Source organism: Winogradskyella jejuensis (assembly GCF_900129745.1).
Classification (GTDB): domain Bacteria; phylum Bacteroidota; class Bacteroidia; order Flavobacteriales; family Flavobacteriaceae; genus Winogradskyella; species Winogradskyella jejuensis.
This window is the reverse complement of record NZ_FQWS01000001.1, coordinates 1,193,876-1,206,589: the sequence shown is the minus strand read 5'-3', so window position 1 is coordinate 1,206,589 and position 12,714 is coordinate 1,193,876. Positions and strand designations below refer to the sequence as shown.

Below are 12,714 nucleotides of genomic sequence, written 5' to 3'. Positions count from 1 at the left end.
AAAATTTAAGATTTTGTGCATTTCATCGAAAAAATATGTATTTCAGCTTGTATAAGTAAAATATATATCTATATTAGTCGTCCCCCAAAACACAAAATATGAAACCTACAAACACAGACAACATAACTTGTCTTTTGCTTGGACACAACTTTTACAAAAAAGAGTTAACAGACAAATCAAAAGATGAAGTTGTTTGCAAAAACTGTGGTACACAAATAGTCATGACTAAGAATGGCGATTTAGATACAAGTGCCGCAAATGATAAAACATTTGAAACCGCATTGCGTCAACTTTTTTTACTAAGACGTAAAATGACATCTTGCCTCTAGTTATCAAATTTTTCTCTTTAATCATTGCTTCATATTGAGATAGTTAATCCCTATGAAATGATATCTTAATATAATGTTAGTAAATGTTGTAAGAAGCTAGCTATATCTTATCTTTGCACTCTATTTAGATAAAATCTATATAAGGATATGATAAAGGTTTCTGATACTGCAAAACAAAAAGTCGTGCAACTTATGCAAGAAGACGGCTTTGATGCTACAACGGATTACATCCGTGTTGGAGTAAAAAGTGGTGGCTGTTCTGGACTATCTTACGATTTAAAATTTGATAAAACCCAAGAAGAAGAAGATAAGGTTTTTGAAGACAATGGCGTCCGTATCATTGTTGACAAGAAAAGTTTCTTATATCTCATAGGCACTACATTAGAATATTCTGGTGGTTTAAACGGAACTGGATTTGTATTCAACAATCCTAATGCAAACAGAACTTGTGGTTGTGGTGAGTCATTTTCACTATAGCATTTTCTAAAATTTCTGATTAGAAAGACTTTCAAAAAAAATAGTATGTCAAAATATACAGAAGACGATTTAAGAGAAGAATTAAAAACCAAAGAATATGAGTATGGTTTTTATACAGACATTGAGTCTGAAACATTCCCTAATGGTCTAAATGAAGATATAGTTAGAGCCATTTCAAAAAAGAAAGAAGAGCCAGAATGGATGACAGAATGGCGATTAGAAGCTTTTAAAGTGTGGAAGAAAATGACTGAGCCAGAATGGGCGAATGTACAATACGAAAAACCAGATTTTCAAGCGATTTCTTATTATTCTGCCCCAAATAGCAAGCCTAAATACGATAGTATCGATGAGGTTGATCCAGAATTACTAGCAACTTTCGAAAAATTAGGAATTTCCCTAGATGAGCAAAAGAAACTTGCTGGAGTTGCTATGGATGTGGTTGTAGATTCAGTATCTGTTGCCACGACATTTAAAGAGACTTTAGCAGAAAAAGGTATTATTTTTATGAGCATTTCTGAAGCTATTAAAGAGCACCCGGAACTCGTAAAAAAATATATTGGTACCGTTGTGCCTCAAAAAGACAATTTTTATGCAGCCTTAAACTCTGCAGTGTTTAGTGACGGTAGTTTCTGTTACATACCAAAAGGCGTGCGTTGCCCAATGGAGTTATCTACATATTTCCGTATCAACCAAGCTGGTACAGGTCAATTTGAGCGTACACTTGTTATAGCAGATGAAGGCAGTTACGTATCCTATTTAGAAGGTTGTACAGCACCAAGCCGTGATGAGAATCAACTACATGCCGCTGTGGTAGAATTGATTGCGCTTGATGATGCTGAAATTAAATACAGTACCGTACAAAACTGGTTCCCAGGAACAGCAGAAGGAAAAGGTGGTGTTTATAATTTTGTAACTAAGCGTGGCTTATGCGAAAAGAATGCAAAAATTTCTTGGACACAAGTAGAAACTGGTAGTGCAGTGACTTGGAAATATCCTTCTTGCGTGTTAAAAGGTGACAACTCTATCGGTGAGTTCTACTCTATTGCTGTGACTAACAATTTTCAGCAAGCTGATACGGGTACAAAGATGATTCACTTGGGCAAAAACACAAAGTCAACTATTATTTCTAAAGGTATCTCTGCAGGAAAATCTCAGAATTCTTACCGTGGATTGGTACAAATTAGTCCTCGTGCTGAGAACGCGCGTAACTTCTCTCAATGTGATAGTTTACTAATGGGTAATGAGTGTGGAGCTCATACATTTCCATATATAGAAGTAAAAAATAAATCCGCACAGATAGAGCACGAAGCTACAACTAGTAAAATTGGTGAGGACCAAATTTTTTACTGTAACCAACGTGGTATCGATACCGAAAAAGCCATTGCGCTTATCGTTAACGGATTTAGTAAAGAAGTATTAAATAAATTACCAATGGAATTTGCTGTAGAAGCACAAAAACTTCTAGAAATATCTTTAGAAGGTTCCGTAGGATAACAACAACTAACCATGAAAAGAGTATTAACTATATTATCGCTTGCAGTATTACTTTCGGCTTGTAAAGACTTTAAAGAAGGATACAAAGATGGCTATAACCAAGCTAAAGAAGAAGCTGAAGCTAATAATGAAATTGAAACCGAAGCTGACACTAAATCAAAGGTGAAACTATACGCCTTAGATGGCGGAACTGTAAAAGTAAATATGCTTGAGCTATTCTCCCAAGATACCACGTATACTGGGCAAACCAAAACCTTTGCAGATGCGTTTTATATTATTGAGCATCCGAAAGGACGCTTGCTTTGGGACGCTGGTTTGGGTGAAGGTTTAGTAGGGCAAGAACCATTTACAACACCAGATGGTGCATTTACAGTTTCTAGAAAAGATTCTGTAGTTTCTCAATTAGCGCAATTAAACCTAACTCCCAGAGATTTCGATTTTATAGCAGTGTCTCATACACATTTTGATCATACGGGGTCCGCTTCAAAATTTGCAGACGCCATTTGGTTAGTGCAAGAAACTGAGTACGACTTTATCACAAGCGAAGAACAGAAGAAAGGAGATAACTATAAGGCTATTGCTGCTTTAACAAAAGTGGAAAAACTTAAAGGCGATTTTGACGTGTTTGGAGACGGCACAGTAGTCATTAAATCTATGCCAGGACACACCCCAGGACATCAAGTTTTATTTTTGAAACTAGAAAATGCAGGAAATATTCTTCTAACTGGTGACTTATATCACTTCCAAGAAAATAGAGATAGTAAAGGTGTTCCAAGCTTTAACTACGATGTAGATATGACTTTGAAAAGCATGGAGGCTTTTGAAAATTTCGCCAAAGAGAACAATGCCGATGTATACATTCAGCATAGTACAGACGATTTTAATAGATTACCAAAATACCCAAAGTACTTAGACTAATATGAAAAAAGTATTCGCCTTAATATTTTATATAGGTCTTTTTGTTTCATGCAAAAACGACGCTAAAACTAACTCTGAAATAGAGGAACAAACTGCTTCAAAGTCTTACGACCAAAATGACGGTTTAATTACGCTTAAAGGAGATTTTATCTACGACGAAAACCAAAATGCAGCTGTAATTCAAACAGCAAATAGCATTTACGGTGTTGTTATAGACGACAATATGAAAGCTTTAAATGAAAAAGTAAAAGCTTACAAAAAAGAGTCTACAGATATGGTACCTGTCACCGTAAGAGCAAAACGCTTTGCGAAACCTGAAGGTGAAGAAGGTTGGCCATTTAGACTAGAAATTAAAGAAACGATTAAGGTCGAAGCACCTAATCCAGAGCAAAACGACGTTATAAAAACAGAAAACTAATACCATGTTAAAGATAAATAACTTACACGCCAGTGTAGAAGATAAAGCCATTCTTAAGGGTATCAACCTTGAAGTAAAGCCAGGTGAAGTTCATGCGATTATGGGGCCTAATGGGTCGGGAAAAAGCACACTTGCTTCTGTAATTGCTGGTAAAGAAGAATATGAGGTAGAAGAAGGTGAAATTATTTTAAACGGTGAAGACATAGAAGAGTTAAGTGCCGAAGAGCGTGCTCATAAGGGCGTGTTTTTATCATTTCAGTATCCTGTAGAGATTCCAGGAGTTACGGTAACTAACTTCATGAAAACGGCCATAAACGAAACTCGTAAAGCTAAAGGCTTGGAAGACATGCCTGCTAACGAGATGTTAAAGCTTATCCGTGAAAAGTCTGAACTTTTAGAGATAGACCGTAAGTTTTTATCGCGCTCGCTTAACGAAGGATTTTCTGGTGGAGAGAAGAAACGTAACGAGATTTTTCAAATGGCCATGCTAGAACCAAAATTAGCAATCCTAGATGAAACAGATTCTGGTTTAGATATTGATGCGTTGCGTATTGTAGCTAATGGCGTTAATAAATTAAAATCAAAAGACAATGCTACTATTGTAATTACACACTATCAGCGTTTGTTAGATTACATCGTGCCAGACTATGTACACGTTTTATACAATGGACGTATTGTAAAGTCAGGAACTAAAGAATTAGCTCACGAATTAGAAGCTAAAGGTTACGATTGGATTAAAGAAGAAATTGGCGCATAGTGCCAGTAACTGGTAAGCAGTAGAAATACTGAATGCTAAATACTGAAAAAAATGGAGTTAAAAGAAAAATTAGTATCCTCTTTCATGGCCTTCGAAAATACCATCGATATAGATTCGCCTGTTCATGACATACGAGTTGATGCCATAAAGAATTTTGAGGCTGAAGGTTTCCCAACCAAAAAACAAGAAGCGTGGAAATACACTTCACTGAATTCGGTTTTAAAAAACGATTTTAGCGTATTTCCTAAAGAAACAGGTGCTTTAGATTATAAAGATGTAAAGCAATACTTTATCCACGATATCGATTCTTACAAAATCATATTTATAGACGGAAAGTATTCGTCTCACCTATCTGCAACAACTCATGATGGTATTGATGTTTGTCTAATGTCTGCAGCATTAAACAAGCCTAAATACAAACTAATTATTGACAACTACTTCAATAAAATAGCAACAAAAGACAGCTTATCCTCTTTAAATACAGCATTCTCAGCTGAAGGCGCTTATATTCATATTCCTAAGAATAAAGTTGTTGAGAAACCTATACAAATCATTCATTTTTCAACAGGAAACGAAGCGGCTTTAATGCTTCAGCCAAGAAATTTGATTGTTGTAGGAGAAAATTCGCATGTGCAAATTATAGAACGCCACCAGAGTCTAACAGACAATCCAACATTAACCAATTCTGTTACAGAGATTTTTGCGAATAAGCGTGCTATTGTCGATTACTATAAAATTCAGAATGACAAACAGTCTGCATCGTTAATAGACAATACATTTATTAACCAAAAGCAAGAGAGTATTGCCAAAGTACACACTTTTTCTTTTGGTGGAAAATTAACGCGTAACAACCTTAATTTTTATCAAAATGGTGAGCGTATCGACTCAACCATGAAGGGTATCACAATAATTGGCGATAAACAGCACGTGGACCACAATACACTAGTACATCATATTGAACCAAATTGCGAATCTCACCAAGATTACAAAGGTATCTTCGATGCGAATTCTACAGGCGTGTTTAATGGTAAAGTCGTAGTAGAAAAAGAAGCGCAAAAAACAAACGCATTCCAAGCCAATAACAACATTTTAGTCAGTGATAAAGCGACTATAAACACGAAACCTCAGCTTGAAATTTTTGCAGATGATGTTAAGTGTTCTCACGGTTGTACAATTGGTCAGCTCGACGAAAGTGCCATGTTTTACTTACGCTCAAGAGGAATCCCTGAAAAAGAAGCGCGTGGGTTACTCATGTACGCCTTCAGTAATAACGTTTTAGATTCTGTAGCTATACCAGAAATTAAGAGTAGAATTACTAAGCTAATTGCTCAAAAACTAGGTGTTAATATTGGGTTTGATTTGTAAATGAGCCAAGCACAAGAACATATTGCCCTAGATGCAGAAACTATAAGAAAAGACTTCCCTATACTTAATCGTAAGGTCAACGGGAAACCACTTATATATTTTGATAATGCGGCAACTTCTCAAACGCCTATACAGGTCATTGATGTCATCGTGGATTATTACAGTAATTACAACGCTAATATTCATCGTGGTGTTCATGCGTTGAGCCAAGAGGCTACGGACGCTTATGAGCAGGCGCGTATGAAAATTCAAAAGCATTTTAATGCAAAACACAGCCATGAGATAATTTATACATCTGGTACGACACATGGGATTAATCTTGTTGCCAACGGATTTTCGTCTTTATTAAAAAAAGATGATGAAATCATTGTTTCGGCACTAGAACACCATAGCAATATTGTTCCTTGGCAAATGTTATGCGAACGCACAGGTACAACGCTTAAAGTCATTCCTATGAATACTAATGGGGAATTGATTTTAAGTGAATACGATACACTATTAAATGCAAACACCAAACTAGTATTTGTTAACCACATATCTAATGCTTTAGGAACTATAAACCCTATTGAAACCATAATAGAAAAAGCCCATGCTGTTGGTGCAGCGGTTCTAGTTGATGGTGCACAATCTTGTCCTCACCTTAAACCAGATGTGCAAGCCCTAGATGTAGATTTCTATGTCTGTTCTGCTCACAAAATATGTGGCCCAACAGGTGTTGGTATGCTTTATGGTAAGGAAGAATGGCTAAAAAAATTACCACCATATCAAGGTGGTGGCGAAATGATTTCTGAAGTGTCTTTCGAAAAAACAACGTATGCAGATTTACCGCATAAGTTTGAAGCAGGAACACCAAATGTTTGCGGCGGTATTGCTTTTGGAGCAGCTTTAGATTATATGAATGCCATAGGATTTGAAGCTATCGCTGCTTACGAAAATGAGCTTTTAGAATATGCCACGGCGCAAATGCTTCAAATAGAAGATTTAAAAATTTACGGTCCCGAAGCTTCGGGAGCAAAAAACAAGACTTCTGTAATTTCCTTTAACGTCGGTAATATTCACCCGTATGATATCGGAACCATTCTAGATAAAATGGGAATAGCTGTGCGTACTGGTCATCATTGCGCACAACCTATAATGGATTTTTATAAAATTCCCGGTACTGTTCGTGCTTCATTCATGTTTTACAATACAAAAGAAGAAATAGACACTTTTATTGCTGGATTGAAAAAAGCGGTGATGATGTTGTCATAAGTTTGGCATCAAAAGTGTAACTTACATCTTTAAACACCAAGATTATGAAATTTTTATTCAGTTTAGTGACGTTAGTCTTTTTAACAGGCTCATGTAATTCGCAAAAACAAGCCGCAACAAATTCTAAAGCATCTGACGCAGAACCAATAGCCCAAAAACAAATGATGACAGATAAACAAAAAGCAATTGGTCAAAATTATGATGTTGCTGTAATATACGAAGCACGCTCTAGAGGTTTTGCGAAGTATGCATATATATCAGAAGCAAAAATTAAATTATCAAATGACCGTGGCTTACAAAACATGCAAGAATATAAATGCGATAAAAGCGATTGGGAGGAAATAGAGCAGTTACTGAATAGTATTGAAAGAAAAACCTTTCAAACTCTAAAAGCACCGACTGACAAAAGGTTGTACGACGGAGCTGCCCATGCGACATTATCCATTAAACAAGGTGATGTTGTTTATATGACACCGAGTTTTGATGATGGATTTCCACCTAAAGAGATAGAAAAACTCGTTAATAAAGTGTTAGCAATAGCAGAGAAAGTTAAAAAACAGTAGTAATTTTGTCTCAAAGAATTTACTATGACGATTGAAGAAATACAGAACGAAATTATTGACGAATTCTCTATGTTTGACGATTGGGAAGAGCGTTACCAATACATGATAGATTTAGGTAAAACCTTGCCATTAATTGACGAAGCTCACAAAACGGATGATAATATTATTAAAGGTTGCCAAAGTAAGGTGTGGGTTCATGCCCATATGAATGACGACAAGGTGGAATTTACCGCAGACAGTGACGCTATTATCACGAAAGGAATAATAGCCATCTTAATTAGAGCGTTCTCTAATCAACATCCAAAAGACATCATAGAGGCGAATACAGATTTTATTGATAAAATCGGGCTGAAAGAACACTTATCACCTACCAGAGCCAATGGTTTGGTAAGTATGATAAAGCAGTTAAAAATGTATGCCATTGCATACCAAACACAATTAAACTAAAAAATACTTGGTCATTGAGGCACTCGAAATGACCTTCTAACCTTAATGCAAAGACACTTCGAGTGCCTCAGTGTCCGAAATAAGAGATGAGCGAAACCACAATAGATACAGCTGCACTTGGCGATAAAATCGTTAAGGTTGTAAAAACCATATATGACCCAGAAATTCCTGTAGACATCTACGAACTAGGGTTGATTTATGATGTGTTTGTTAATGAGGACTACGAAGTTAAAATACTTATGACATTAACATCACCAAACTGCCCAGTTGCAGAAACATTACCTCTTGAAGTAGAAGAAAAGGTAAAATCTATCAACGAAGTAAAAGATGCCGAGGTTGAAATTACCTTCGACCCACCTTGGTCTCAAGATTTAATGAGCGAAGAAGCCAAACTAGAATTAGGAATGTTATAACTCCACGATTATGAATACCACAGGAATAGATGCTATAGCCTTTTATGTACCACAACTTTACGTTTCAATGGATAATTTGGCTGAAGCCAGAGGTATTCCTGCCGAAAAATTAAAACGCGGACTTGGACTGCAAAAAATGGCTGTTCCAAATATTGGTGAAGATGCAGCAACATTTGCCGCGAATGCCCTTCTCAACTTAGTTACACAGAATAACATTAATCCAAAAGACATTGGACGCGTGTATTTAGGTACCGAAAGTGCTGTTGATGGCTCAAAACCTACAGCGACCTATGCTGTTGAGATTGTAGAAAAGGAATTAGCTAAAACCTTTGGTGAACGCAGTTTTAAAAACTGTGATATTTTAGACATGACTTTTGCTTGTGTTGGAGCTGTAGATGCGCTTCATAACAGTTTGGATTGGGTAAAACAAGATGCTAAAAGAAAGGCTGTTGTTATCGCATCAGATTTATCTAAATACGATATTAACTCAACAGGAGAATATACGCAAGGTGCCGGAGCTGTAGCCGTTTTGGTAAGTCATAATCCATCTATTCTATCAATAAATGATACTTGGGGTGTGGCTTCAAAAAGTGAAGGCGATTTCTTCAAACCTCGTCGTACTTATAAAAAAGCAGAACTACTTAAATCTGTTTTAAAAGAGCTTAAAATCGATGCCTCTAAAGAAACGATAGACACCTTTATAAAGTCTACAAATTCAGAATTCTGGTCAGATAGCAATGAGGTGGTTGAAGTGTTTAAAGAAGAACCTGTTTTTGATGGGCAGTTTTCTAATGCTTGCTATGAAGATAGAATTACAGAAGCTCTAGAGCATTTCAATAATCAGAAGCAAACAGATTTTGTAAATACTTGGAATCAGTTTGTGTTTCATTTGCCATACGCTTACCACGGACGCCGTATTATTTTTAATAATTGGCTCAATTGGATAAAAGGCTCTGATACATACAACACTTTAATTGAAGAAGTAGGTAAACCTGAAGACACAGACGCTAAAACTTGGCAAAAATCAGCTTACAAATCAAAATTATATAGTGATTTTATAACACAAAATATAGCTGCAGGTGAATTAGCGTCTTCAGAAATTGGAAACATGTACACCGCTTCTATTTTTATGTCACTTTTAAGTTATTTGTCAGATAGCTTCAATAATTCTGAAGACATCAATGGAAAAACGATTGGTTTTATTGGTTACGGAAGTGGTTCTAAGTCTAAGGTTTTTGAAGGTACAGTTCAACCAAATTGGGCTTCAAAATTAAAAGACATAAAGCTTTTTGAATATCTAGAAAACCGGACATCGATTACCGTAGATACTTACGAAAAAATTCATACCTCTAAACTCGATAAGCCTGTTTTAGATGGTAGTAAGATTGCTTTAAATTTTGTTGAAAAAGAAGATACCAATTACGGGTTAAGACGTTACAAAGTCAATAAATAATGGCAGACGAAATCGTAAATAGGGTTGCCAACAGCAAACTTAAAGTTGTTGATTTAGAAGACTTCTATCCTGAAGGGAAACGTGTGTCTTTTGATATCAAAGATTGGCTTTGGGAAGGCTTAGTATTGCGAGAAAAAGAGTTTAGAGCTTACATAAATGAGCACGATTGGTCGCAATACAAAGATGCCTATGTTGCTCTTTATTGCTCAACTGATGCTATTGTCCCAGATTGGGCGTACATGCTAATTTCAATCCAGCTTCAAGACATAGCTAAACTTGCTGTCATTGGTAACCTTAATCAACTAGAATCTATTCTTTATACTGATATTATTTCTGGACTAGACCTTTCAGAATATAAGAATGCACCTGTAATCATTAAAGGCTGCTCTAATAAACCTGTACCTGCAAATGCCTTAGTTTTATTAGCACAGAAACTAAAGCCAATTGCAAAATCTATTATGTTTGGTGAGGCCTGCTCCTCTGTACCTCTTTACAAGAGAAAGTAACAAAATAGTTGAATCATTAAACGGAAATAAATTAGTTTAAATTAAAATCGAAGAAGATTTCCTACAATCCCTATCTTTGTAATTCAATTTTAAATCTCTCAAAACATGAAAACTAGATTTATTTTATCACTATTACTCGTATGTGCAGTCGGCATAGGCTTCTCTCAGACCAAAGAAGAATTGCAAAAACAAAAAGCCGAAAAACAAGCTGAGGCTGATAAATATCAAGCAGAAGCTAATGAAATTCAGGCGCAAATTGACGCTTTACCAGGTTGGCGTGTAGGCGCTTTTGGAACCATTGGAGGTAGTTTCTCAGGATTTAATAACTGGTATGCACAAGGCACACCTAATAACTCTTCTGGTACAATAGGGTTTACCTTAAATGCTTTTGCTAATAAAATTGAAGACAAATATTTCTGGAGAAATTCATTAAACACTAATCTTAGCTGGGTTAAGTTTGATGATAAAGATGACTCTACGGATGACGATAGTTTCCGTGAGGCTACAGATGTATTTAATATTAGCACATTATACGGTAGAAAATTAAGTGATAAATGGGCGGTATCTGGTCTTGCTGAATACAGAACGACTATATTAAATAACTTTAATGACCCAGGCTATTTAGATGTCGGTGTTGGTTTTACATGGACACCAATTACTAATTTGGTAGTGGTTATTCATCCGGCTAACTATAATTTTGTTTTTGCGGACAACGATGCGATATTCCAATCGTCATTAGGTGCAAAAATCGTTGCAGATTATACTGGAAAATTATTCAGTGACATTCAGTTTAGAAGTAATTTGTCTGCGTTTCAAAGTTACGAAGACGGCGATTTATCTAACTGGACATGGATAAACTCTTTTAGTTATTCTCTATTTAAAAACATAGGTGTTGGTGCAGAATTTGGTTTACGTAGTAACCGTCAAGAAGCGGCTAACTTTCAAGGAACAACTCTTGAAGCTGCAGACAACGACTTACAAACCTATTCTACGCTTGGTATAAGCTATAAATTTTAATAAGAAATAGTCATAACTAAAAAAGGTCTCTAATTGAGACCTTTTTTATTCTATATCCTCGACATCAGGATACAAAAAGTGATTGTATGGAAAACGTGTAACGTGTATGTCACGTACTTCTTTGTAAACACGTTTTCTAAATTCGTCTAAGTTATCTTTATTCAGTGCAGAAATAAACAAGGCATTATCTCCAATTGTGGACATCCAAGTTTGCTTCCATTCATCTATAGAGTAATTGGCCTTAGTGCGTTCTACAACTAAATCTTCCTCGTCATAAGGTTCAGGTTCATAAGCATCAATCTTATTAAAAACCATTATGGTAGGTTTATCTTTACTCTCAATCTCGTCTAAAATTTGGTTAACAGAGTCTATATGCTCTTCAAAATTTGAGTGTGAAATATCTACAACGTGCAATAGTAAATCGGCTTCTCTAACCTCATCTAAAGTGCTCTTAAACGACTCTACCAATTGAGTCGGTAATTTTCTAATAAAACCTACCGTATCACTTACCAAAAAAGGCAAATTCCCAATAACTACCTTACGAACTGTAGTGTCTAGAGTTGCAAATAATTTGTTTTCGGCAAATACTTGAGATTTGCTAATCACATTCATCAATGTAGATTTACCAACATTGGTATATCCAACCAAAGCTACACGCACCATCTTTCCACGATTGCCTCGCTGAACCGCCATTTGCTTATCTATGGTTTTTATTTTCTCCTTTAAAAGGGCAATTTTATCACGGACAATACGTCTATCAGTTTCAATCTCGGTTTCACCTGGACCACGCATTCCAATACCACCTTTTTGGCGTTCAAGGTGAGTCCACATTCCCTTTAGTCGCGGTAATAGGTATTGACATTGTGCTAATTCAACTTGGGTACGCGCATAACTGGTTTGTGCACGTTGAGCAAAAATATCTAGAATGAGATTTGTTCTGTCAAGAATCTTACAATTCAATATTTTACTAATATTGCGTTCTTGCGCTGGCGATAACTCATCGTCAAAAATAACTGTACCTACCTCGTGCTCCTTTACATACTCTTGTACATCATTCATCTTACCTGTACCAATAAAAGTTTTTGGATTAGGCATATCTAATTTCTGGGTAAACCGTTTTACCACTTCGCCTCCAGCTGTGTAGGTTAAAAACTCTAGCTCATCTAAATATTCTTTAGACATGTCTTCATCTTGCTCTCTCGTCACTACACCTATGAGCACAACTTTTTCCAGGCTTATATCTTTTTTCTCTAGCATATATTATCTAATGTCTCCGATTCGTTTCAGAATAACATGTTGCAAATTT

15 protein-coding genes are annotated in these 12,714 nt (G+C 36.0%); 14 read left to right on the top strand and 1 reads right to left on the bottom strand.

The window, feature by feature from the left end:
• Nucleotides 1–98: 98 nt before the first annotated feature.
• The 14 genes from BUB95_RS05650 (at nt 99) to BUB95_RS05585 (ending at nt 11,408) form a co-directional block, all read left to right on the top strand.
• The gene (locus tag BUB95_RS05650) at nt 99–329 is read left to right on the top strand and encodes a hypothetical protein (RefSeq protein WP_073084111.1); all 231 of its coding nucleotides are present in this window, start codon (nt 99–101) and stop codon (nt 327–329) included.
• Between the two features lie 147 nt (nt 330–476).
• Entirely contained in the window at nt 477–806 is a 330-nt protein-coding gene (locus tag BUB95_RS05645; RefSeq protein ID WP_073084109.1) for a HesB/IscA family protein, read from the top strand.
• 45 nt (nt 807–851) lie between these two features.
• Entirely contained in the window at nt 852–2,300 is a 1,449-nt protein-coding gene (gene sufB / locus BUB95_RS05640; RefSeq protein WP_073084107.1) for a Fe-S cluster assembly protein SufB, read from the top strand.
• 12 nt (nt 2,301–2,312) lie between these two features.
• Nucleotides 2,313–3,218, top strand: coding sequence for an N-acyl homoserine lactonase family protein (locus BUB95_RS05635; protein ID WP_073084105.1), 906 nt, complete (start codon nt 2,313–2,315; stop codon nt 3,216–3,218).
• A gap of 1 nt (nt 3,219) precedes the next feature.
• Nucleotides 3,220–3,636: a hypothetical protein gene (locus BUB95_RS05630; protein WP_073084103.1), complete on the top strand. Its 417-nt coding sequence runs from the start codon at nt 3,220–3,222 to the stop codon at nt 3,634–3,636.
• A 4-nt stretch (nt 3,637–3,640) separates the two neighbouring features.
• The gene (gene sufC, locus BUB95_RS05625) at nt 3,641–4,393 is read left to right on the top strand and encodes a Fe-S cluster assembly ATPase SufC (RefSeq protein WP_073084101.1); all 753 of its coding nucleotides are present in this window, start codon (nt 3,641–3,643) and stop codon (nt 4,391–4,393) included.
• Nucleotides 4,394–4,444: 51 nt separating this feature from the next.
• Entirely contained in the window at nt 4,445–5,758 is a 1,314-nt protein-coding gene (gene sufD / locus BUB95_RS05620; RefSeq protein WP_073084099.1) for a Fe-S cluster assembly protein SufD, read from the top strand.
• Nucleotides 5,759–7,009, top strand: coding sequence for an aminotransferase class V-fold PLP-dependent enzyme (locus tag BUB95_RS05615; protein ID WP_073084096.1), 1,251 nt, complete (start codon nt 5,759–5,761; stop codon nt 7,007–7,009).
• A 44-nt stretch (nt 7,010–7,053) separates the two neighbouring features.
• On the top strand, nt 7,054–7,572 hold the full coding sequence (locus BUB95_RS05610; RefSeq protein ID WP_083573317.1) for a hypothetical protein: 519 nt from the start codon (nt 7,054–7,056) through the stop codon (nt 7,570–7,572).
• A 24-nt stretch (nt 7,573–7,596) separates the two neighbouring features.
• Nucleotides 7,597–8,019, top strand: a complete 423-nt coding sequence (locus BUB95_RS05605) for a SufE family protein (RefSeq protein ID WP_073084093.1) — start codon at nt 7,597–7,599, stop codon at nt 8,017–8,019.
• Between the two features lie 86 nt (nt 8,020–8,105).
• Nucleotides 8,106–8,432 (top strand): iron-sulfur cluster assembly protein, encoded by a 327-nt coding sequence (locus tag BUB95_RS05600; protein ID WP_073084091.1) that lies wholly within the window; start codon nt 8,106–8,108, stop codon nt 8,430–8,432.
• A 10-nt stretch (nt 8,433–8,442) separates the two neighbouring features.
• Complete coding sequence (locus BUB95_RS05595; RefSeq protein WP_073084089.1) at nt 8,443–9,885, top strand: hydroxymethylglutaryl-CoA synthase family protein; 1,443 nt, start codon at nt 8,443–8,445, stop codon at nt 9,883–9,885.
• The gene (locus tag BUB95_RS05590) at nt 9,885–10,391 is read left to right on the top strand and encodes a DUF2480 family protein (RefSeq protein WP_073084087.1); all 507 of its coding nucleotides are present in this window, start codon (nt 9,885–9,887) and stop codon (nt 10,389–10,391) included. Before BUB95_RS05595 ends, BUB95_RS05590 begins: the two co-directional genes overlap by 1 nt.
• Before the next feature lie 105 nt (nt 10,392–10,496).
• Nucleotides 10,497–11,408 carry a DUF3078 domain-containing protein gene (locus BUB95_RS05585; RefSeq protein WP_073084084.1) on the top strand — a complete coding sequence of 304 codons (912 nt, stop codon included), beginning with the start codon at nt 10,497–10,499 and terminating at the stop codon, nt 11,406–11,408.
• Nucleotides 11,409–11,453: 45 nt separating this feature from the next.
• Here BUB95_RS05585 and hflX read toward each other — a convergent pair whose 3' ends face one another.
• A complete protein-coding gene (gene hflX / locus BUB95_RS05580) occupies nt 11,454–12,665 on the bottom strand; it encodes a GTPase HflX (protein ID WP_073084082.1) in 1,212 nt (403 codons plus the stop codon).
• Nucleotides 12,666–12,714: the final 49 nt, after the last annotated feature.